This is a genomic window from Aeromonas sp. 600527 (genome assembly GCF_049175415.1).
Classification (GTDB): Bacteria; Pseudomonadota; Gammaproteobacteria; order Enterobacterales; family Aeromonadaceae; genus Aeromonas; species Aeromonas veronii_A.
On record NZ_JAAKVA010000002.1, the window covers coordinates 386,067 to 407,117 of the forward strand.

The following is a 21,051-nucleotide window of genomic DNA, read 5'->3' on the forward strand; positions in this document are numbered from 1 at the left end:
TCAACAACCCAAGACGGAACGACCGTCTCAAGAGGCTTTATGCAACACCATCACTCCTTGTCACAGCCGCCCGCGACCCGCGCCCTGTTCAACTGGATGAGTGTCATCGTACTGGTCTACCTGATCCTGGTTGCCGTGGGCGCCATCTCCCACGGCTTCAAAGATTTCTCCGGCGGCGCCGAGGGCGCAGCCCAGATCTTCGCCTTTGCCAACAACCCCTTTGTCGCCCTGCTGCTGGGTATTCTCGCTACCGCGCTGGTGCAATCCTCCAGCACCGTCACCTCGGTGATCGTCGGTCTGGTGGCTGGCGGCCTGCCCATCAGCATGGCAATCCCCATGGTGATGGGTGCCAACCTCGGCACCACCATCACCAACACCATTGTCTCCATGGGCCATGTGCGGGATCGCGCTGAGTTCCGCCGCGCTTTCGCCGCCGCCACCGTGCACGACTTCTTCAACCTGCTGGCGGTGTTCATCTTCCTGCCGCTGGAGCTGATGTTCGGCCTGCTGCAACATAGCGCCGAGTGGCTGGCCAACCTGCTGGTAGGCTCCGCCAACATGTCGATGAAGGGCATGGATTTCATGAAGCCGCTGACCGCACCGGCCCAGCAGCTGATTGACAGCGCCGTTGCCTTCCTGCCGGGCAAGGGCGCTGCCATCGCCACTATCATCATCGGTATCCTGCTGATCCTCGCCTGCGTCACGTATCTCGGCAAAGTGCTGCAACAGGTACTGGTTGGCCGCGCCAAAGAGGTGCTGCACAAGGCGCTGGGCCGTGGCCCGCTGACCGGCATCACCTCCGGTGCGCTGGTGACCATCATGGTGCAGTCCTCCTCCACCACCACCAGCCTGATGATCCCGCTGGCCGGCGGCGGCGTGTTCAGCACCCGTCAGCTCTACCCCTTCACCCTGGGGGCCAATATCGGTACCACCATCACCGCCCTGCTGGCTGCCACCGCCATCAGCGGAGCCGGTGCCCAGCTGGCCCTGACCATCGCGCTGGTCCACGTGCTGTTCAACCTCTTTGCCGTGGTCATCATCTATGGCATCCCCTTCCTGCGCGACCTGCCGCTGCGCGCCGCCGAGGGGCTGGCCCGGGTAGGCAGCGAGAACAAGCTGCTGGCTCTGGGTTATGTAACGGGTCTCTTCTTCGCCCTGCCCGCCCTGATGATGGTGGCCGCCAAGTAAGCGCCGCTGCCATGACAAGGGGCGAGTCACCGACTCGCCCCATTTTGCGTCCAGCTCGCCGGGCTTTGCCTGCCCGCTCACATCCTCCCGCCCTGTGGCTCGCCATCAGGGGCGGTGCGCGATAAGATGACGCCCTCATTGCACTTTTTACATTTCATGGAACAGGAAAAACCGATGAAATTCATACTGATCGCACTGCTCATCGCCGGTGTGGCCTACTACTTCTACTCCAGCAGCAATAACAAGAAGCTGGCGGCCGACAACGTGCGGATTGGCGCCGAGTTCCTCGCCAGCAACAAGGAGAAGCCGCTGGTGACCACCACCGCCTCCGGCCTGCAGTACGAAGTGCTGACCCCGGGCACAGGCACCGTTCACCCCACTGCCACCAGCAAGGTGAAGGTGCATTACGAGGGCAAGCTGCTGGACGGCACCGTCTTTGACAGCTCGGTCGCCCGTGGCGAGCCCATCGAGTTTGGCCTCAATCAGGTGATCGCTGGCTGGACCGAGGGGGTGCAGCTGATGGTGGAAGGTGAGAAGACCCGTTTCTACATCCCTGCCAACCTCGCCTACGGCGACCGCGCCGCTGGCAAAATCCCGCCGGGATCCGTCCTGATCTTCGACGTGGAACTGTTGGGTATCCAGTAACCGCGCAGGACGTTCCAGTGGCAATATCCCACTGAGCGTCAGTCCTGATCTTCGACGTGGAGCTGCTGGGTATCCAGTAAGCGCTCCGTCACGCTCCATCAACAACAAGGCCAGCATTATGCTGGCCTTGTTGTTATGGGAACCTTACTCCCCCTTGGCGATCCCTTCCCGGCGCGGATCCGCTGCACCAAACCAGCCACCGCCATTGCGCTCAACCCCCTGCAGGCCGGAGGTCTGCTCGTTCAGTACCACCTCATGTCCCCTCGCCTTCAATCCCTCGACCACCGACATGGGGGTGCGTCCCGCCTCCAGCTCGGTGGGGCCGTTGCGGCTGCCAAAGTTGGGCAGGTTGATGGCCTGTTGCAGGTTCAGACCCCAATCCTGGGTGCCGAGCAGGGTCTTGCCCACGTAGTTGATGATGGCGGAGCCCCCCGGCGAGCCCAGTGTCATGGTCAGCTCGCCGCTTGGCTTGTCAAACACCAGCAGGGGTGACATGGAGGAGCGGGGCCGCTTGCCCGGCTCCACCCGGTTTGCCACCGGCAGACCGGCGGCATCCACCGAGGTGAAGGAAAAATCGGTGAGCTGGTTGTTGAGCAGGTAGCCGTTGACCATCTGACGCGATCCGAAACCATCCTCGATGGAGCTGGTCATGGAGATGGCCATCCCCGCCTTGTCGACGATCGAGACATGGCTGGTGGAGGGGAGTTCGGGGGTCGCATCCTTGCCGCGTGCCAGCGCCAGTGGCGGCGTACCGGGCTTGGCAATCCCCATGGAGTGCTGACCGACAAGCTTGCCGCGCTCGGCCAGATAATCCTTGTTCAGCAGCCCCTTCACCGGCACGCTGACAAAATCGCTGTCGGCAACGTACTGGTTGCGATCGGCGAAGGCGAGACGCGCCGCTTCGCTGTAGAGGTGGATAGCCTCACTGGAGGCAGCCAGTCCCCCCTCCTTCGTGGTGATCGGCTTGAGGGCGGCCATATCGCGGCTCTCCAGCATGCCGAAAATCTGGCCGAGCGCCAGGGTGCCGGATGAGGGAGTGGGGAAACCGCAGATCTTGCTCTGGCGATAGTCAAAGCAGAGGCCATCCCGCAGTTTGGCCTGATAGCTGGCCAGATCGGTGGCCGCCAGTACCCCGGGATTGGTGGGATGCTGGCGAACTTTGGCCACCATAGCATCCGCCAGCGGCCCCTGATAGAAGGCATCCACCCCCTCTGTTGCCAGAGTGCGCAACACCTTAGCCAGCGCCGGGTTGTTCAGCCGGGTGCCTGCCGTTTTGGGGCTGCCATCCGCCTGATAGAAATAGGCACGGGCATCCGGGTCACGAGCCAGATAGGGATCCTTGGCCAGCAATGTGGCCAGCCGTGGACTTATTACAAATCCTTGTTCTGCCAGCGTGATGGCGGGCTCGAACAGCGCAGCCCAGGGCAACTTGCCATAACGCTGATGGGCCAGTGCCAGAGCGCGCAGGGTGCCGGGAACGCCGACCGAGCGGCCCCCCACCACCCCGTCATAAAACGCCAGCGACTTGCCATCTTGCATAAACAGCTGGTCGGTGGCGGCAGCCGGCGCCATCTCGCGGCCATCCACCGCACTCACCTTGCGGCCATCCCACACCAGCAGCAGCGTCCCGCCACCGATCCCGGAAGATTGCGGCTCCACCAGCGTCAACACCAACTGCACCGCAATGGCGGCATCGACAGCACTGCCACCGGCCTTGATGATCTGGTAGCCCGCATCCACCGCCAGCGGGTTGGCGGCCGCCACCATGAAATCATGGCCCTGCCAGCCCTGTTTGTCGGTCCAGCCACTGGCGGCTTCGGGTGCGATCAGGGTCTGGGCTGGCGGGGTGTAGTGAAAGCCGTTGTCACTGGCACAACCGGCCAGCAGGGCAAGGGCGACAGCCAGCCCCAGAGGTTTGCGCAACATGACACTCTCCTTGTCTGTTTTATGACCATGAAGAGGGACTATGTCACGATTGGCGCTGACAGCTCAAGTTATTGAACGAGATCAATATCTTACTCATCTATCAATAATGGCAATCCGCAATAGATATAAAAAAACCGCCCGAAGGCGGTTTTTACGATGGGATGGCAGAGGCCAAACAGGCGCAAGTCCGGTTAGATGGACTGCTCTTCGCCACCCAGGGCGGCAAACAGCGCCGGGATAAACTGGGACAGCTCGGAGGTCACCAGCGCGAAGTCCGCATCCAGACGGGCGGCCGGATCTTCGCTGGTGACATCGTCGTTCTGCTCGCGCAGCTCTTCGCTGAATTTCAGGCGTTTGATGGAGAGATCATCCCCCAGCACGAAGCTGACGGTCTCGCCCCAGTTGAGGGCCAGCTTGGTCACCAGCTTGTCGTTGGCCAGGTGGTTCTTGATTTCATCCGTCATCAGATCCTGCTGCTTGCAGCGGATGATGCCGCCGTGCTCCATGGCACTGCGCAGCTCGGCTTCGTCTTCCAGAGTGAAGGAGGCTGGCAGATTGCCCTCGTTCAGCCACTCGGTCATGGTGATCTCGGGCGGGTTCTTGAGGGCCACAGGCACCACCGGCAGGGAGCCGATGGATTTGCGCAACAGCGCCAGCAGATCGTCCGCCTTCTTGGCAGAACCTGCGTCCACCACCATCAAATTGTCGGCCGGATTGATCCAGGCGAAGGTCTGGCTGGTACGACTGAAGGCACGGGGCAGCAGGGTGTGGAGGATCTCCTCTTTCAGCGCTTCCTTCTCTTTCTTCTTGAGGGCGCGTCCCTGTTCGAACTCGATCGCCTCTACCTTCTCGGCCAGCATCTCCTTGACCACGGTACCGGGCAGCATCTTCTCTTCCTTGCGGGCGCAGATGAGGATGTGGCCGGAGGCAGAGTGGGTCAGGGTTGAGCCGAATTTGCCAAGGGGCTTGACCCACCCGAAACGGGAGATGTCCTGACTGCCGCAAGGGGTGAAGGCACAGGCTTCCAGCTGGGTTTCCAGCTGATCCACGGTCAGGTCAAAGGGGCGGGTAAAGCGATAAATCTGCAGGTTTTTAAACCACATGGCGTCCTCGGTCTCTAGATTGTCCGGCGGGCATTGTACTAGAGAGGCGCTTTGTGATCAGCCAATCATTCTCGCTAAATAAAGGGAGATCGACCTCACAGGGTCTCATTTATATCACCTGAGCGGCCGTCAAGTTCCCCTAGACTGCGAGTGTACAAGTTGTTACCAAGGATGGATTTATGTTGCGGCCCAGTCGCCCGGAAGATATGGAAGAGATCGTCGAAATCTGGCTGCTGGCCTCCCTGCAGGCCCACGATTTCGTCGATGCCTCCTGCTGGTGGCAGGCACAGGAGGATCTGCGTACCCGCTATCTCGAGCGTGCCGCCATCTGGGTGTTCGAGGAGCGCGGCGATCTGCTCGGCTTTATGGCGCTGGTGGGCAACTTCCTCGCCGCCCTCTTTGTGCGTCCCGACCGTCAGGGTCGCGGCGTCGGCCACGCCCTGCTGCAGGAGGCCAAGCGTCAGGGGGCGTCGCTCCACGCCCGGGTCTTCGTCGAGAACGATCAGGCAGTACGTTTCTATCGTCGCCACGGTTTCGTCATCAAGGGTGAAGAGTCCGATCCTCTCACCGGTCACCCCCAGTACAAGATGTGCTGCGAACCCGCATGAACTGATGACAGCCCGCTGTTTTACTTGAAAAAAGCACGGGGCATCCTCATCTTGTCTCCATCGGGTGCCCCAGGCACCATCCCTGAAATCGGGCTGCTTTCCAATGAAAATCCTTCACACCGCCGACTGGCATCTTGGCCATCAACTGCATGGTCATGACCGCCGTTTTGAACACGATGCCTTCCTCTACTGGCTGAGCGACACCCTCAAGGCGCGCGAGATCGACGCCCTGTTGGTGGCAGGCGACCTGTTTGATACCGCCAATCCGCCCGCCAGCGCCTGGCAACAGCTCTACCGTTTTCTGGCGCGGCTGCGCGCCGAGATGCCCCACCTCAACATGGTGCTGATCGGCGGCAACCACGACTCCCCCTCCAAGCTGGATGCCCCCCACGAGCTGCTGCGCGCCTTTGAACTGCATCTGGTGGGCAGCATCAGCCGCGACAGTGAGGGCAAGCTCGAGACCGACCGTCTGCTGGTACCGCTGCAAGACCGGGAGGGCAACATTGCCGCCTGGTGCGCCGCCGTGCCGTTCCTGCGCAGCAGCGACTTGCGGGTGGAACAGCTGGCTGAGGGGCAGGACAGGCTGATCGAAGGGGTTCGACAGGTCTATGCCGAGGTGCTGGCCGAAGGGCGTGCTCGCTGCGGGGAGGAGCTGCCACTCATTGCCATGGGCCACGCCTATCTGGCGGCAGGCCAGCTCTCGGAGCTGTCGGAGCGGCGGGTGCTTGGTGGCAACCAGCACGCCCTGCCTGCCGAACTCTTTGCCGGTGCCGACTACACGGCGCTCGGCCACCTCCATCTGGCCCAGAGCCCGGCCGAGGGGGTGCACTACAGCGGCTCGCCGCTGCCGCTTTCGCTCGCCGAAGCCAACTACAACCACCAGGTGCTGGAAGTGACCTTTGCGGAGGGTAAACTGGCCGGGCTGGAGCGGATCCCGGTCCCCCGCGCGGTGGAGATGATCCGCCTGCCCCAGAGCAGCCTCGACGACGCACTCAAAGCCATCGCATCGCTCGAGCTGCCTGATTGTCCACAAGAAGCACAGCCTTTCCTCGAAGTACGGCTGCTGCTGCCCAAGCCCGAAGCCCGCATTCGCGAGCGCATTCTCGCCGCCATCGCCGACAAACCGGTGCGTCTGGCCCGCATCAGCACCCAGTATCAGGGCTCGGGGGAAGGGCTGGCCGATGGTCGCGAGCGGCGCAGGCTCGATGAGCTCTCCCCCACCGAGGTGTTTCGCCTCTGCTATCAGCGCCAGTTTGAAGGGGAGCCCGAGGCTGGGTTGGTCGCCTCGTTTGAAGAGATCCTGGAGCAGGTGAAGGAGTCAAACCAATGAAAATCTTGTCTCTGTCTGGTGAGAATCTGGCCAGTCTGACCGGCCCCTTCACCATCGACTTTACCAGGGGAGCGCTCGGCGCCGCCGGTCTGTTTGCCATCACCGGCAATACCGGCGCGGGCAAGAGCACATTGCTCGACGCCATTTGTCTGGCCTTATACGACGAGATGCCGCGCTTTATCGCCAATCGCAAGAACGTGGCCGAAGTGGGCCGCATGGATGATGAAGAGAAGCTCAAGGCCAACGACGTACGCGGCATCCTCAGTCGCGGCCACGCCAGCGGTTTTGCCGAGGTGCAGTTTCGCGGCTGCGATGGCCGCATCTGGCTGGCCCGCTGGGCGGTGCGCCGGGCGCGCAACCGCTCGGAGGGGCGCTTTCAGGCGCAGGAGCGCACCCTGACCGACGTCGAGTCTGGGCAGGTCTTCTCCGGCAGCAAACGGGAGCTGCAGGATCGCATCGACGAGCTGGTGGGCCTCTCCTGGGAGCAGTTCCGCCGCGCGGTGATCCTGCCGCAGGGGGAGTTTGCCGCCTTCCTCAAATCGGACGCCAACGAGCGCTCCGCCCTGCTCGAACGGATGACCGGCACCGAGCTCTACTCCGCCATCTCCATCCAGACCTATGAACGGGCGCGGGAAGAGCAGCAGAAGCTGGCCACCATTGCCCAGCGCCTCGGCGACGTAGAGCTGATGGACGAGGCCACCCGCGAACAGTGGGTGAGCCAGCAGGTGAGCCTCTCCACCACCCTCAAGCACGAGCAGCAGCAACAGCAGCTGATGCAGGACTTGCGCGACCTCAACAGCCGCATTGCCGCCCAGTTGCAGGGCTGCGCCGAGGGACAAGCAGCGCTCGATGCCGCCCTGCAGGCCCACGGCGCCGCCGCCCCCGAGCGCGACGAGTTTGCCCGCGCCGAGCAGGCTCAGGTGGCCCGCGCCGATCACAACGAGCTGGCCCGCCTCACCCTCGAAGTGCAGCAGCAGGAGAAGGTGATCGCCGAGCTGGGGCCGGAGCTGGCCAAGCTCGAGGCGCAGACCCAGCAGAGCGCGCTGACCGAACAGCAGCTGCTGGCGGAGAAGATCGCCGCCGAGCGGGAATGGGGCGCCCTGCAACCCGAACTCAAGCGGGCGCAGGAGCTCGATACCCGCATCCGGGAAAAAGTGCAGCAGTTGCAGAAGATCCAGCAGGAGGGGGCGCAGGAGCGGGAGGTCCAGCTCACTCTCGAACAGGGCTGGCGCGAGCAGAGCCGACAGGTAGAACTGCTCAAGCAGCAACACCAGCAGTGGGGGCTCTGGCTCGAAGAGCACAAGGAGCTGGCACCGGTTGCTCGCCAGTGGCAGCCCCTGCTCACCGCCATGCAGGATTGGGCCGAGGATGCCGACAAGCTACAACAGCTGCTCACCCTGCGGGATCACAAGCTGCGCGCCCTGCAACAGTTGCAGCGCCAGCTGGAGCAAGGTCAGCAGGAGCGCGACTACTGGCAACATGAACAAGCTCGGCTGCAACAGCAACAGAACGAGCTGCAGGAGCAGCAGTGGGAGAGCCGCCTCGCCAAGGCGCAGGAGCAGTGGCAGCAGCAAACCGAACAGCTGGGACAGCTGCGCCAGCTGCTGGAGCTGGCCGATTATGGCCGCAACCACGGCGAACAACATGGCCGCTTGCAGCAGGAGATTGCCCAGCTGGAGCAGGCCCTTGGCAAGCTCGCCACCCTAAGCGAAGAGCTGGCCCCCGCCCGCGAGCGGCTCGCCCTGCAGCGGGATGAGGCGCGCCATGCGCTGGAGCAGTCCCGCGCCATCGCCAGCTTCGAGCAGTATCGCCATATCCTGAGCGATGGAGAACCTTGCCCGCTCTGCGGCGCCGAGGAGCACCCCTACAGCCAGAGCCAGCCGCAGGTGGCGGGTATTCTCGGTCAGCTGGCGGAGCGGGCCAGAAGCCTCGAACTGGAGTGGGAGCGGCTCAACCACCAATACATTCAGTGCGAGAGCGAGCGTCAGGAGCTGGCTCGCCAGCTGGCAGTGCGCCAGCAGCACCTGCCGGAGCTGGAAGCGCGCGCCGAACAGCTGACCCAGCGCTGGCTGCAACTGGGAGGCGATACCCTGCTCGGCCATTCGCTGCCGCTGCGCCAAAGCCCCATTGAGTGGAACGAGCTGATGAGCACCCTGCTTGGCCGTGGCCAGGCGCTGGAGCAGGGGCTGGCCCAGAGCCAGCAGCAGCTGCGTCAGGCCCAGCTTGGCCAACAACAGCTGCAAGGGGTGCGTCAACAACTAAGCCAACTGGCTGCCCAGCACCAGCAGTTTGACCAGCAGTGGCAGGAGGCCGATCGCCAGCGCATCGCACTGGAAGGGGAAGTGAAAGGCATGGGTGAGCAGGAGGCGACCCTGCGCCAGCGCCTCGAACAGGGCGCCCACCGCCTCGATGAACAGATGGGCGGCCAACCCTGGCGCCAGTGGCTCGGCAGCCAGCAGTGGCACGAGTGGCAACGGACCTGCGAAGCCTGGCTGCACGGCCAGAGCGAGTGGGAGCGGCTGGCCAGCGAGATCGCCAGCCTCACCCCTGCCCTGAGCGCGCAGGAGGCGCGCCTGCAGACCCAGCGCGAGCTGCTGCACAAACTCGAGCGGGACTACAAGGAGCATGAGCAGCAGCGGCAGGGGCTGCTCACCAGCCGCGCCGCCTGTCTGAATGGCGAGGAGATCCCGCTGGTCGAGAGCCGCTGGCAACAGCGGCTGCAACAACTCGCCAGCGAACTGGAGCAGATGCAAAGCGGCGCCCGTGCTCTGCGGGAGCGGCAGACCGAGCTCAAGACCCGCCTCACCCATGTGGAGCAGGAAAAGCAGACCAGCAGCCGCCGCAAGCGGGAGGTACTAGGGCGCTGGGCAGCCCACGCCACTACCCTCGGCATCGCCGAGTACGACCTGCGCCGTCTGCTCGCCATCAGCCCCGATGAACTCAAGGCTCGCCGCACTGCCCTGCAAGGGTTGGAAGATGCCCTTGGCGAGGCGCGCACCCGCCTTGCCGAGCGGCAACGGGCGCTGGCACTGGAGGAGAGCAAGCGGGATCGCTATCGCGAGCACCACCCCGAGCTGGCCGCCCTGCCGGATGCAGAGCTGAGCGAGCAGCTGGTGGCGCTCGATGCCCGCTGCCGCGCCCTTGAAGAGCAGCTGTTCGAGTACAAGAGCAAGCTGGCACAGGCCGAAGCCGCCGCCCTCAAGGCGGGTAGCCTGCAACAGGAGCTGGCCGCCCAGCAGGCAGTGGCCGACCACTGGCAGCAGCTGTGCGATCTGATCGGGCAAGCCAACGGCGCCAAGTTCCGCACCTTCGCCCAGAGCCTCACCCTCGAGCGTCTGCTGCTGGAGGCCAACGCCCAGCTCGCCGAACTATCACCGCGCTACCGGCTGGAGCGGGTACCCGGCACCGATCTGGCGCTGCAGGTGGTGGATCTCGACATGGGGGACGAGGTGCGTTCGGTGGACTCCCTCTCCGGCGGCGAGAGTTTTCTGGTGTCGCTGGCGCTGGCGCTGGCCCTCTCCAGCCTCTCGTCGCGGCAGACCCAGGTCGAATCGCTGTTTATCGACGAGGGGTTTGGCACCCTGGATCCGGACAGCCTGGATCTGGCGCTCGCCAGCCTCGACTCCCTGCAGGCCGCCGGCCGCCAGATCGGAGTCATCTCCCACGTCCAGACGCTGGTGGAGCGGATTGGCGTGCAGATCAGGGTCGAAGCCCTCGGCGGCGGCGAGAGCCGGGTAGTGGTTCCCTGAGGGCCTTCGGCTCAATCACCACTACCATCGATCCACCACGCCGTAAATAACAAGACCCCGCCAATTGGCGGGGTCTTGTTGAGAGGCTATCAGCCGAAGCGGTAGGCGCCCATATAGAGGCTGCCGCCATCCCAGCTCTCGTGCAGCCGGGTGGGCGCCACACCATCGGCCGCCCCCAACGCCACAAAGAGCGGGCGCAGGTGATCGTCGTGAGGATGGGACTCCACCGCTCCGGGAGCCTGCAGGCGATAGTCGAGCAGCGCCAGCCGATCCTCGTCGGCCATTTTCTGCTCCAGCCAGTCGACAAACAGGCTGGCCCACTCCGGCACTGGCGAGCCTTCCGGTGCCAGCGCCCGCAGGTTGTGGGTGATGGCGCCGGAGGCGAGGATGCCAATCCCCTGACTGCGCAGCGCCCCCAACACCTCGCCCAGTTGCCACAATTGGGCCGGAGTGAAGCTCGCGGGAATGGAGATCTGCACCAGCGGGATCTCGCTGTTTGGGTCGATCAGGGAGAGCGGTGACCAGACCCCGTGATCCAGCTCGCGCCGCACCGGGGTAGCGGTCAGTCCGGCCAGTGCCAGCTGGTCGCTCACCCCCTGCAGCAACCACTCGGGGCTGCTGGCAGGCCAGCGCATCCGGTAGAGGGGATCGGGAAAGCCGTAAAAGTCGTACATCAAGGCCGGTTTGGGCTCGACGTTGATCTGCAACTCGCGGCTGAACCAGTGGGCGGAGATGACCACCAGCCCCTTGAGCTCACCCAGACGCAGGGTTCGCAGAAAGCGGGTGGCGGGTTGCTCACGCAGCACCAGATCCGGTGCGCCGTGAGAGATAAACCAGACGGGGGCGAGGGACATAAAGCAGACTCCAACAAAGTATCAGGGGGCGATACCGGAGGGGATATCGCTGTTGGAATCGATTATCCCCCTGCCATTAAAGGTGAACAATCCAGCAATATATATAAGAACTATCAACCAATGGTTGATAATTTCACGCCTTCACGACAGGTAATCTGCAATAGATATCAAGGCTGCGGCGCTTCCGGCTGCAGTCGGACTGCGCGAAGCGCCATCCGGGTTGCTGCACTGTGATCCTGCCACTCTCGCCACGCCAATCCCTCGGCGGCCGCCTCCCCTTTCACCGGATGGGAGAAGATCGCCAGCAGACCGGCATTGTCAGGCCAGTAGCGGGCTGGCAGCGTCTGAACCAGCAGCAGGGCGGCGCCCAGCAAGAGCAGAGCCCATCCGGTTTCATGGCTGTTTTTCATCCCGGCCTCCTTCACCCGTGCGCCAATGAACTAACATTTTTGCGCAAGCCGGTGACAAGACGGTGACAGCGGACGGGTGGTCATTTTACAACATCTGAACCTCAACCCGGCCAAACAACCACAGATGGCAACATTTGTATCCCTTCAGCCCGAACCTGTGGCCGTATGCTCTAAAATGTGACTCACAGGAAAACGTTATCCCTGAAAAGAAAACGTTATCTGGTCAAAACGTTGTTTCTGGATCATAAAAAGATTCCAAAAACTGGTGTATATTGCTCGGCGGAAATTCCTTAACCATGAAGATTGACATGAAAAAGACCAAAATTGTCTGCACCATCGGTCCGAAGACCGAATCCAAAGAAATGCTGGCCAAAATGCTGGACGCCGGCATGAACGTCATGCGCCTGAACTTCTCCCACGGTGACTACGCCGAGCACGGCAGCCGCATCAGCAACCTGCGCGCTGTGATGGCCGAGACCGGCAAGCACGCAGCTATCCTGCTGGACACCAAGGGTCCGGAAATCCGTACCATGAAGCTGGAAGGCGGCAACGACGTCGCGCTGGTCGCTGGCCAGACTTTCACCTTCACCACCGACCAGACCGTGGTTGGCAACAAAGACAAAGTGGCCGTGACCTATGCAGGTTTCGCCAACGATCTGCGCGTCGGCAACCGCATCCTGGTTGATGACGGCCTGATCGGTCTGGACGTTATCGAAATCACCGAGCGCGAAGTTATCTGTAAAGTGCTGAACAACGGTGACCTGGGCGAGAACAAAGGCGTTAACCTGCCGGGCGTCTCCATCAAGCTGCCGGCCCTGGCCGAGAAAGACAAGCGCGACCTGATCTTCGGTTGCGAGCAAGGCGTTGATTTCGTTGCTGCTTCTTTCATCCGCAAGAAAGAAGACGTTCTGGAAATCCGTGAGCACCTGAAAGCCCACGGTGGCGAGAACATCCAGATCATCTCCAAGATCGAAAACCAGGAAGGTCTGGACAACTTCGACGAGATCCTGGCTGTTTCCGACGGCATCATGGTTGCTCGTGGCGACATGGGTGTAGAGATCCCGGTTGAAGAAGTTATCTTCGCCCAGAAGATGATCATCGCCAAGTGCAACAAAGCCCGCAAAGTGGTTATCACTGCCACCCAGATGCTGGACTCCATGATCAAGAACCCGCGTCCGACCCGCGCCGAAGCTGGTGACGTGGCCAACGCCATCCTGGACGGTACCGACGCAGTGATGCTGTCCGGTGAATCCGCCAAGGGTAAGTACCCGCTGGAAGCCGTGACCATCATGGCCACCATCTGCGAGCGTACTGATGCCGTGATGCCGTCCAACCTGTCTGCTGCCAACGACAGCAACAAGCTGCGCATCACCGAAGCCGTATGTAAAGGCGCCGTAGAGACCTCCGAGAAGCTGGACGCCCCGCTGATCGTGGTCGCTACCGAAGGCGGCAAGTCTGCCAAGGCCATTCGCAAGTACTTCCCGAAAGCCTGGATCCTGGCTATCACCACCAACAAGAAAACTGCTGCCCAGCTGGTTCTGACCAAGGGTGTGGTTGCCCACGTGGTTGACAGCATCGCCTCGACCGACGATTTCTATCGCATCGGTAAAGAAGCCGCGCTGGAAATCGGCATGGGTCTGAAAGGTGACGTGGTTGTGATGGTCTCCGGTGCTCTGGTACCGAGCGGTACCACCAACACCGCTTCTGTTCACGTTCTTTAATCAGAGCTGAACGAGTTGAAAACGGCGCCTGCGGGCGCCGTTTTTTTTGTCCCTCCCCCCTGCTTACCTGACAAGCCCGGTGTTAGAATCCACGCGAATTTAATCTATGCGGGAAATCTCCCGAATATCGCGTAATAACCCGGAAGTTATATGCCCTCAATACGTTTTAAAAGAGTCTCGGCCACCCTGTTGCCGCTGCTCTGTCTCCTCGCCAGCCTCTGCGTCCCGCAAGCCATGGCGCAAGATGTCCCCTCTCGCAACGCAGTTCAGCGAGCGCTGGATGGTCTGGGTAAATCAGAGACCCTGACCGTCAGTCAGCAAGCGGATCAGAAGTTGCTGACCGAAACCCTCGGACTGCTCGACAGCATCGACAAGGAAGAGGCAAAGGCCAAGACCCAGGCCCAGCGGATCCGCAACCTGCCCACCGAACTCAGAGAGATCAGCGCCAAGCTCGATGCCCTGACCAAGGGCAAGAGTGCCGAGCAGATCAAGAGCGAATACGCCAGCATGAGTCTGGCAGAGCTCGACAGCCGTCAGCCGGAAGTGCTGGCCAACATGCAGGCGGCCCAGGAGGCCCTCGGCGCCATCGGCAGCCAGCTCACCAGCTTGCAGACCCTGCCGGAGCGGGCCCAGGCCAGCATGAGCCGTGCCTACCAGCGCAGTCAGGAGATCCGTACCCGCCTCAACGCCGGTGAAAGCGTCTCCAGCGCCGAGAAGATGAAGCTCGGTGCCGAACTGGCCCTGCTCGACCTGCAACTGGCCCACCTGCAAAAGGAGCTGGATAACCGAACCAGCATGCAGGATCTGGCGATCAAGCAGCGCGACTACCAGAGTGCCCGTCTCGCCAGCGAAGAGCAGAAACTGCAGCTGTTGCAGGATCAGAGCAGCGCCAAGCGCCTCGGCGACACCGAAAAAACCGCCGAGCAGACCGGTGAACTGGTGGCGACCGAAGACAGCCCGCTGGTGCAAAAAGAGCAGGAGCTCAACCACCAGCTCAGCCAGCAGCTGATCGGTGCCACTACCAGCCTCAACTCGCTGGTACAGAAAAACCTGCAAGCCAAGAGCTGGCTGGAGCGCGGCATCCAGACCGAGCGCAACCTCAATGAACAGGTGCAGATGCTCAAGGGCAATCTGCTGCTGTCACGCATCCTCTATCAGCTCTACCAGCAGTTGGAAGCGGCGCCCACCATCGCCGTCAAAAACCTGGAAGAGCAGATCGCCGATCTGCATCTGGCCCAGTTTGAACTGAGCCAGCAGCGTGACCAGCTGTTCCAGAAGAACCTCTATCTGGACAATCTGATCGCCGGCAGCAAGGATCCGGTCAGCGAGGAGGACAAGGAGAGCCTTGCCAAGCTGCTCGACACCCGCATCAATCTGCTCGATCAGCTCAACCGCCAGCTCGACAGCCAGCTTACCAACGCCATCAGCCTGCAGCTGACCCAGCAGCAGCTGGCGCGGGTCTATGCCTCTATCGAATTTACCCTGCAGCAACACATCTTCTGGGTAAGCAGCAACAAGCCCATCGACAGCAAGTGGTTTATCAGCTGGCCCGCCCAGGCCTACAAACAGGCCTCCGACTGGGTATTGAAACCGGACTGGAAACGCTGGCGCGAAGAGCTGCTGGGGATCTCCCTGCTCGCCTTCCCGCTGCTGCTGATCGGCGGCCTGCTGGTCTGGAAACGTCCGGCGCTGGTTGAGCGCGAGAAGAAGATCACCAAGGACCTTGGCCGTTTCCGTCAGGACAGCCAGTGGCACACCCCGCGCGCCCTGCTCTATACCGTACTGCAACGCCTGCCGGGCAGCATGTTCATTCTGGCTGGCGGTCTGCTGCTGACCTACTGCGGTCTGCTCAGTCCCAAGCTGATGTTCCAGATCACCCTGAACCTCGCCCTCGGTTATCTGGTGTTCAGCGTCTATCTGGCGGTGATGCGCCCGGGCGGCATCGCCGAGACCCACTTCCGGATCCCGAAAGCAGAGCTGCAGGCCAAGCGCAACAGCATGCGCTACATCTGGTTGCCACTGCTGCCGCTCATCATGCTCGCAACCAAGGCGGTGGTTGAACCCTCCACCCTGGGCAACGACGTGATCGGTCAGGCCATGACCCTGACCCTGCTGGGGCTGGCCGCCTATCTGGTGTTCCCCATCTCCCGCGCCCGCATCAAGGGCGAGGCGAGCATGCAGAAGTCGCTGATCGCCATCGCCCTGGCGCTGGCGCCGGTGGCGCTGATCGTGCTGGCCGTGCTCGGTTACTACTACACCGCGCTGAAGCTGACCGGTCGCCTGATCGAATCCTTCTACCTCATCATCATCTGGAGCCTGGTCTACCGCACCGCCCTGCGTGGTCTGGAGCTGGCGGCCCGTCGTCTGGCCTACCGCCGTGCGGTGGCCAAGCGTGAGCACAAATCTTCGGAAGATGCGGAAGGGGGCGAGTCCATCGAAGAGCAGCCCATGGATCTGGAGGATGTCAGCCAGCAGTCCCTGCGTCTGACCCGTACCGTGCTGATGCTGATCTTCGGTGTCGCCTTCTACTGGCTCTGGTCTGATCTGGTCGCGGTCTTCTCCTACCTCGACAGCATGGTGCTATGGCACCGCAGCGAAGGCACCGGCGCCAATGCCGTGCTGTTCCCCATCAGCCTGAGTGACGTGCTGATCGGCTTCCTGCTGCTCGGCGGTGCATGGTCACTGGCGCGCAACCTGCCGGGCTTGCTGGAGGTGCTGGTGCTCTCCAAGCTCAACCTGGCTCAGGGGACCGCCTACGCCATCACCACCATGCTTAACTACGTACTGATCGGCTTTGGCTCCCTCACCGCTCTCTCCATGATGGGCGTGCAGTGGGACAAGCTGCAGTGGGTAGCGGGTGGTCTGTCAGTCGGTATCGGTTTCGGCATGAAGGAGATCCTCTCCAACTTCGTCTCCGGCATCATCATCCTGTTCGAGCGTCCGGTACGGATCGGTGACACCGTCACCATCGGCTCCTTCTCCGGTACCGTCTCGCGGATCCGCATTCGCGCCACCACCCTGACCGACTTCGACCGCAAAGAGGTGATCATCCCCAACCAGCAACTGATGACCGAGCGGCTCATCAACTGGTCACTGAGTGACACCGTCACCCGGGTGATCGTGCGGGTGGGCGTGGCGTACGGCTCGGATCTGGAGCTGACCCGCACCCTGCTCAAACAGGCGGCCGACGAAAACAGCCGCGTGCTGAAAGACCCGGCCCCCATCGTCTACTTCCTCACCTTTGGCGCCAGTACTCTGGATCACGAGCTGCGCTTCTTCGTGAGCGAACTGGGAGACCGCAACCCGGCGGTGGACGAGTTGAACCGCAAGATCGACCAGCTGTTCCGCGAGAATGGCATCGAGATCGCCTTCAACCAGATGGATGTCTACATCAAGAACATGCAGGGCGAAGAGCAGAAGGTGGAGTCCAACTCCGCCGCCCTGCCGCCGCCCGCGGAAGATGGCAAGCAGCCAGCCTGATAGCGAACTGCATGAATCTGATGGCAACAGCCGCTCACCCTGGTGAGCGGCTTTTTTATGTTCCCGTTGCCACGACCATCCACTCAGGCAACCGCCGGAGAGTGATAAATGAGTTTACCCGCTGCGGTCTCTCACCTAATGTAGGCTGACGAACGGGAGAGCAGGGAGCCGCGTTTTCGCCCATGGATGACCAACAACTAGAGCACATTCTGTTTCGCTCCTTTGATGTGATCCCGCTCCCAATCCTGGTGTCCGAGTCGACAGCCAGCCAGGGTCATATGTCACCCGACCGGATCCCCCTGCGTCGCCATCTCTTCCTCAACAGGGCCTTTCGCGAACAGCTGGGCTATGAGCTGCAGGATCTGCCGGACATGGAGAGCTGGTTTCACCTCGCCTATCCCGATGAGAGCTATCGCAACTCGGTAATTCAGGCTTGGCATAACCAGATAGAGCAGAGCCTGCACCATGGACTGGAGGTCGCCGAGATGCCGGCGCTGATTCGATGCAAGAGTGGCCACTCTCGCTGGTTTATCGTCACCGCCCAGCTGGGGGCAGATGCCATCCCGGATAGCCATATCGTCACCTTTCGCGATATCCACGACCTGCAATGCATGGTAGAAGAGGTGAGCCGCCTCTCCTGCACCGATCCCCTCACCGAACTGACCAACCGGCGTGGCGCCCAGCAACAGCTGCAGGCTCTCTGGTTGCAGGGCCAGCCCCTCTCGGTGGTGTTGGGAGATATCGACCATTTCAAGCAGGTCAATGACCGCTACGGCCATCCTGCGGGCGATGCCGCACTCTGCGCCGTCGCCCATGCCATGGCGGGCCAGTTGTTGCCCGGGGAAAGCCTGGCCCGTTGGGGTGGAGAGGAGTTTCTGTTGATCCTGCCAGACTGCAGCCTTGAGCAGGCGGCACAACGTGCCGAGCAACTGCGCCAGCATGTCAGTACCACCCGCTTGCCATGGCAAGGAGAACAGATCGCGCTAACCATCAGTCTGGGGTGTGCCGGCATGAAGGGTCAGGAGAGCATCGACTATCTGCTGATGATGGCAGACCGGGCCCTTTATCAGGCGAAGGAGCAGGGACGTAACCGGGTGGTCATCTCGGCACAATAGCCTGATAGCCAGAAAGGGAAGCTCGCACGCAACCATAAAAAAACCGAAGCACCAGGCTTCGGTTTTTTACTGCGGCAACTGGCATAGGCCAGCCGACCATTACTTCTTGATACGGATAACCGGAGTCTCGCCCACAGTCACGGCACCAGTCATCTTCACCAGCTCTTTGATCTCGTCCATGTTGGAGATGACCACCGGAGTCAGGGTAGATTTGGCTTTTGCTTCCAGAACGGCCAGATCGAATTCGATGATGGTGTCACCGCGCTTGACCTGCTGGCCTTCCTGAGCGATACGCTTGAAGCCTTCGCCTTTCAGTTCAACGGTGTCGATACCGAAGTGAACGAACAGCTCGATCCCAGAGTCGGACTCCAGAGAGAACGCATGGTTGGTCTCGAAGATTTTGCCGATGGTGCCGTCGCACGGAGCAACCATCTTGTTGCCAGCCGGCTTGATGGCGATGCCGTCACCCACGATCTTCTCGGCGAAGACAACGTCAGGCACATCTTCGATCGGCACGATTTCGCCAGACAGCGGAGCAAAGATTTCGATGCCGCCGGTATCAGCGCTATCGTCGGACACCAGTTTCTTCAGTTTGTCGAACAGACCCATAGTAAAAGCTCCTAAAGATGATTTGTCGCTGTTTGCAGCCGATCTTAGCAGACTGCCTTCTGCTTGATAAAGTTATCTACGCACGCTTCGATTTCAGCAGCGGTGGCAAAGCTCAATGCCTGGTCAGCCATTGCCTTCACATCTTCGAAGCTGGTGTTGCGGATAAGCTTCTTGATACGCGGTACAGAGATGGCGCTCATGGAGAACTCATCCAGACCCATACCCAGCAGCAGCAGAGTGGCGCGCTCGTCACCAGCCAGTTCACCACACATACCGGTCCACTTGCCTTCGGCGTGGGACGCATCGATAACCATCTTGATCAGGGTCAGGACGGAGGGTGACAGCGGGTTGTACATAGCAGAGATCATCTCGTTACCACGGTCGACGGCCAGAGTGTACTGGGTCAGGTCGTTGGTACCGATACTGAAGAAATCCACTTCCTTGGCCAGATGATGAGCCATCACGGCAGCGGCCGGGGTCTCGATCATGATACCCACTTCGATGGATTCATCAAAGGCTTTGCCTTCAGCACGCAGTTCGGCTTTCAGGGTCTCTACGGTCGCTTTCAGGCTACGGAACTCTTCGACAGAGATGATCATCGGGAACATGATGCGCAGTTTGCCGAAGGCAGACGCACGCAGAATGGCCCTCAGCTGAGCGTGCATGATGTCTTCGCGGTCGAAGAAAATACGCACGGCACGCCAGCCCAGGAAGGGGTTCATCTCTTTCGGGAAATTCATGTACGGCAGCTCTTTGTCGCCGCCAATGTCCATGGTACGCACGATGATCGGCTGATCCGGCATCGCTTCGGCCACTTCTTTGTAGGCTTTGAACTGCTCGTCTTCGGTCGGCAGCGCGTCACGGTCCATGAACAGGAACTCGGTACGGTACAGACCCACGCCTTCGGCGCCATTACGGATGGCACCTTCGGTATCCTTGACGGTACCGATGTTGGCGCACACTTCGACCTGGTGACCATCCAGCGTGATGGCAGGCAGATCTTTCAGCTTGGCCAGCTCATCTTTCTCGGCCTGGAACTGAGCCTGGAACTTCTTGGCTTCGTTCAGCTGTTCAGCGGTCGGATTGATGATGATCTGGTTATTGATCGCATCCAGCACCAGCATGTCACCGTTCTTGACGCGCTCGGTGATGTCGTTGGTGCCTACCACGGCCGGCAGCTCCAGGGAGCGGGCCATGATGGAGGTGTGAGAGGTACGGCCACCGATATCGGTGACGAAACCCAGCACATATTTCAGGTTGATCTGAGCGGTTTCAGACGGGGTCAGGTCTTTGGCGACCAGGATCACCTCTTCGTCGATGGTGCTCAGGTTGACAACGGCGATGCCCAGCACGTTCTTCACCAGACGGGTACCGATGTCACGGAAGTCGGTGGCGCGCTCGCGCAGATAGGGGTCATCCAGCTCGGCCATCATCTTGGCGTACTGCTCGATCACCTCATAGATGGCTTTGTCGGCGGATGCCTTGTTCTCTTTGATGAAGGATTTGATATCCCCTTCCAGCTCCTCATCTTCGAGCAACATGATGTGGCCTTCGAAGATGGCCTCTTTTTCCTCACCGAAGGTGCGACCGGCCATCTCTTTGATGGCTTCCAGCTGGGCAGCTGACTTGGTACGAGCTTCGAGGAAACGGTTGATCTCGCCATCAATCTGATCAGCAGAGATTTTGCCCTGATTGATAACGATTTCATCTTCTTTAAGAAGAAGCGCCTTACCGAATGCGATACCGGGGGACGCAAGAATGCCAGATATCATAATCCTTCCTATTAAAACGACTGTGGGGGAGGAATCTAAAGCTGGATTACTCCAGCTCGTCCATCAGGGCAACCAGCTTCTCAACAGCTTGCTGAGCATCCGGGCCATCAGCCTGGATAGTTACGTTGGTACCCTTGGTCAGGCCCAGGGTCTGCAGCTTGAACAGGCTCTTGGCGCTGGCGGACTTGCCACCGGAGACCACAGTGATCTCGCTTTGGAATTCTTTGGCTTCTTTCACGAACTGAGCTGCCGGACGGGTGTGCAGGCCGTTTTCAGCAGTAATAACAACAGACTTCTCGTACATGGTTTCACCCCATATTATTGATATTTTTTGGTGGATTGGTCGTTTTTGAAGCAACCTGACCCACCGTGTCAGTATGGATATGTTGTAAAGTAACGAAAGCAGACCCGCAATGGTTTAATCCAGGTCAAGTTTCTGTGCAGTAATCGGCACGCTGGTTGGCAATTTTCAGTTATTGGGCTACAAGCCGCATCAGGACTGGCTTGAAATTATTTTATAACGAAAAATAACACTTTGTTA

At 60.9% G+C, this 21,051-nt stretch carries 15 protein-coding genes; 8 read left to right on the forward strand and 7 right to left on the reverse strand.

What is annotated here, in order from left to right; genetic code table 11:
• The first annotated feature begins 39 nt into the window (after positions 1-39).
• Together G5154_RS05170 and G5154_RS05175 are read left to right on the forward strand one after the other, a co-directional pair.
• The gene (locus G5154_RS05170; protein ID WP_421250456.1) at positions 40-1,188 is read left to right on the forward strand and encodes a Na/Pi cotransporter family protein; all 1,149 of its coding nucleotides are present in this window, start codon (positions 40-42) and stop codon (positions 1,186-1,188) included.
• A 174-nt stretch (positions 1,189-1,362) separates the two neighbouring features.
• On the forward strand, positions 1,363-1,833 hold the full coding sequence (locus G5154_RS05175) for an FKBP-type peptidyl-prolyl cis-trans isomerase (protein WP_005347462.1): 471 nt from the start codon (positions 1,363-1,365) through the stop codon (positions 1,831-1,833).
• 144 nt (positions 1,834-1,977) lie between these two features.
• Here G5154_RS05175 and ggt read toward each other — a convergent pair whose 3' ends face one another.
• Together ggt and rdgC are read right to left on the reverse strand one after the other, a co-directional pair.
• Positions 1,978-3,759: a gamma-glutamyltransferase gene (gene ggt, locus G5154_RS05180; RefSeq protein ID WP_421250457.1), complete on the reverse strand. Its 1,782-nt coding sequence runs from the start codon at positions 3,757-3,759 to the stop codon at positions 1,978-1,980.
• A gap of 191 nt (positions 3,760-3,950) precedes the next feature.
• Positions 3,951-4,862: a recombination-associated protein RdgC gene (rdgC, locus tag G5154_RS05185; RefSeq protein WP_005350107.1), complete on the reverse strand. Its 912-nt coding sequence runs from the start codon at positions 4,860-4,862 to the stop codon at positions 3,951-3,953.
• 179 nt (positions 4,863-5,041) lie between these two features.
• On the opposite strand from rdgC, the gene G5154_RS05190 reads away from it, so the two are divergent.
• The 3 genes from G5154_RS05190 (at position 5,042) to G5154_RS05200 (ending at position 10,549) form a co-directional block, all read left to right on the forward strand.
• Positions 5,042-5,470: a GNAT family N-acetyltransferase gene (locus tag G5154_RS05190; RefSeq protein ID WP_421250458.1), complete on the forward strand. Its 429-nt coding sequence runs from the start codon at positions 5,042-5,044 to the stop codon at positions 5,468-5,470.
• A 103-nt stretch (positions 5,471-5,573) separates the two neighbouring features.
• Positions 5,574-6,800, forward strand: a complete 1,227-nt coding sequence (locus tag G5154_RS05195) for an exonuclease SbcCD subunit D C-terminal domain-containing protein (RefSeq protein ID WP_421250459.1) — start codon at positions 5,574-5,576, stop codon at positions 6,798-6,800.
• Entirely contained in the window at positions 6,797-10,549 is a 3,753-nt protein-coding gene (locus tag G5154_RS05200; protein ID WP_164537429.1) for an AAA family ATPase, read from the forward strand. Before G5154_RS05195 ends, G5154_RS05200 begins: the two co-directional genes overlap by 4 nt.
• 89 nt (positions 10,550-10,638) lie before the next feature.
• Here G5154_RS05200 and G5154_RS05205 read toward each other — a convergent pair whose 3' ends face one another.
• Both G5154_RS05205 and G5154_RS05210 read right to left on the reverse strand, forming a co-directional pair.
• Positions 10,639-11,403 carry a DODA-type extradiol aromatic ring-opening family dioxygenase gene (locus tag G5154_RS05205; RefSeq protein ID WP_421250460.1) on the reverse strand — a complete coding sequence of 255 codons (765 nt, stop codon included), beginning with the start codon at positions 11,401-11,403 and terminating at the stop codon, positions 10,639-10,641.
• Between the two features lie 167 nt (positions 11,404-11,570).
• Entirely contained in the window at positions 11,571-11,813 is a 243-nt protein-coding gene (locus tag G5154_RS05210) for a hypothetical protein (protein ID WP_421250461.1), read from the reverse strand.
• Positions 11,814-12,121: 308 nt separating this feature from the next.
• On the opposite strand from G5154_RS05210, the gene pykF reads away from it, so the two are divergent.
• The 3 genes from pykF (at position 12,122) to G5154_RS05225 (ending at position 18,129) form a co-directional block, all read left to right on the forward strand.
• On the forward strand, positions 12,122-13,534 hold the full coding sequence (pykF, locus tag G5154_RS05215; RefSeq protein ID WP_031227651.1) for a pyruvate kinase PykF: 1,413 nt from the start codon (positions 12,122-12,124) through the stop codon (positions 13,532-13,534).
• A gap of 150 nt (positions 13,535-13,684) precedes the next feature.
• Complete coding sequence (mscK, locus tag G5154_RS05220; RefSeq protein WP_005359039.1) at positions 13,685-17,014, forward strand: mechanosensitive channel MscK; 3,330 nt, start codon at positions 13,685-13,687, stop codon at positions 17,012-17,014.
• Positions 17,015-17,196: 182 nt separating this feature from the next.
• Positions 17,197-18,129 (forward strand): GGDEF domain-containing protein, encoded by a 933-nt coding sequence (locus G5154_RS05225; protein WP_421250462.1) that lies wholly within the window; start codon positions 17,197-17,199, stop codon positions 18,127-18,129.
• A gap of 99 nt (positions 18,130-18,228) precedes the next feature.
• On the opposite strand, the gene crr is transcribed toward G5154_RS05225, so the two are convergent.
• Genes crr through G5154_RS05240 form a run of 3 tightly spaced genes read right to left on the reverse strand, consistent with a single transcriptional unit; the run spans position 18,229 to position 20,814 of the window.
• Entirely contained in the window at positions 18,229-18,738 is a 510-nt protein-coding gene (gene crr / locus G5154_RS05230) for a PTS glucose transporter subunit IIA (RefSeq protein ID WP_216953167.1), read from the reverse strand.
• A 44-nt stretch (positions 18,739-18,782) separates the two neighbouring features.
• Positions 18,783-20,510, reverse strand: a complete 1,728-nt coding sequence (gene ptsI, locus G5154_RS05235) for a phosphoenolpyruvate-protein phosphotransferase PtsI (RefSeq protein ID WP_216953166.1) — start codon at positions 20,508-20,510, stop codon at positions 18,783-18,785.
• Positions 20,511-20,556: 46 nt separating this feature from the next.
• Entirely contained in the window at positions 20,557-20,814 is a 258-nt protein-coding gene (locus G5154_RS05240; RefSeq protein WP_005338266.1) for an HPr family phosphocarrier protein, read from the reverse strand.
• Between the last annotated feature and the right edge of the window lie 237 nt (positions 20,815-21,051).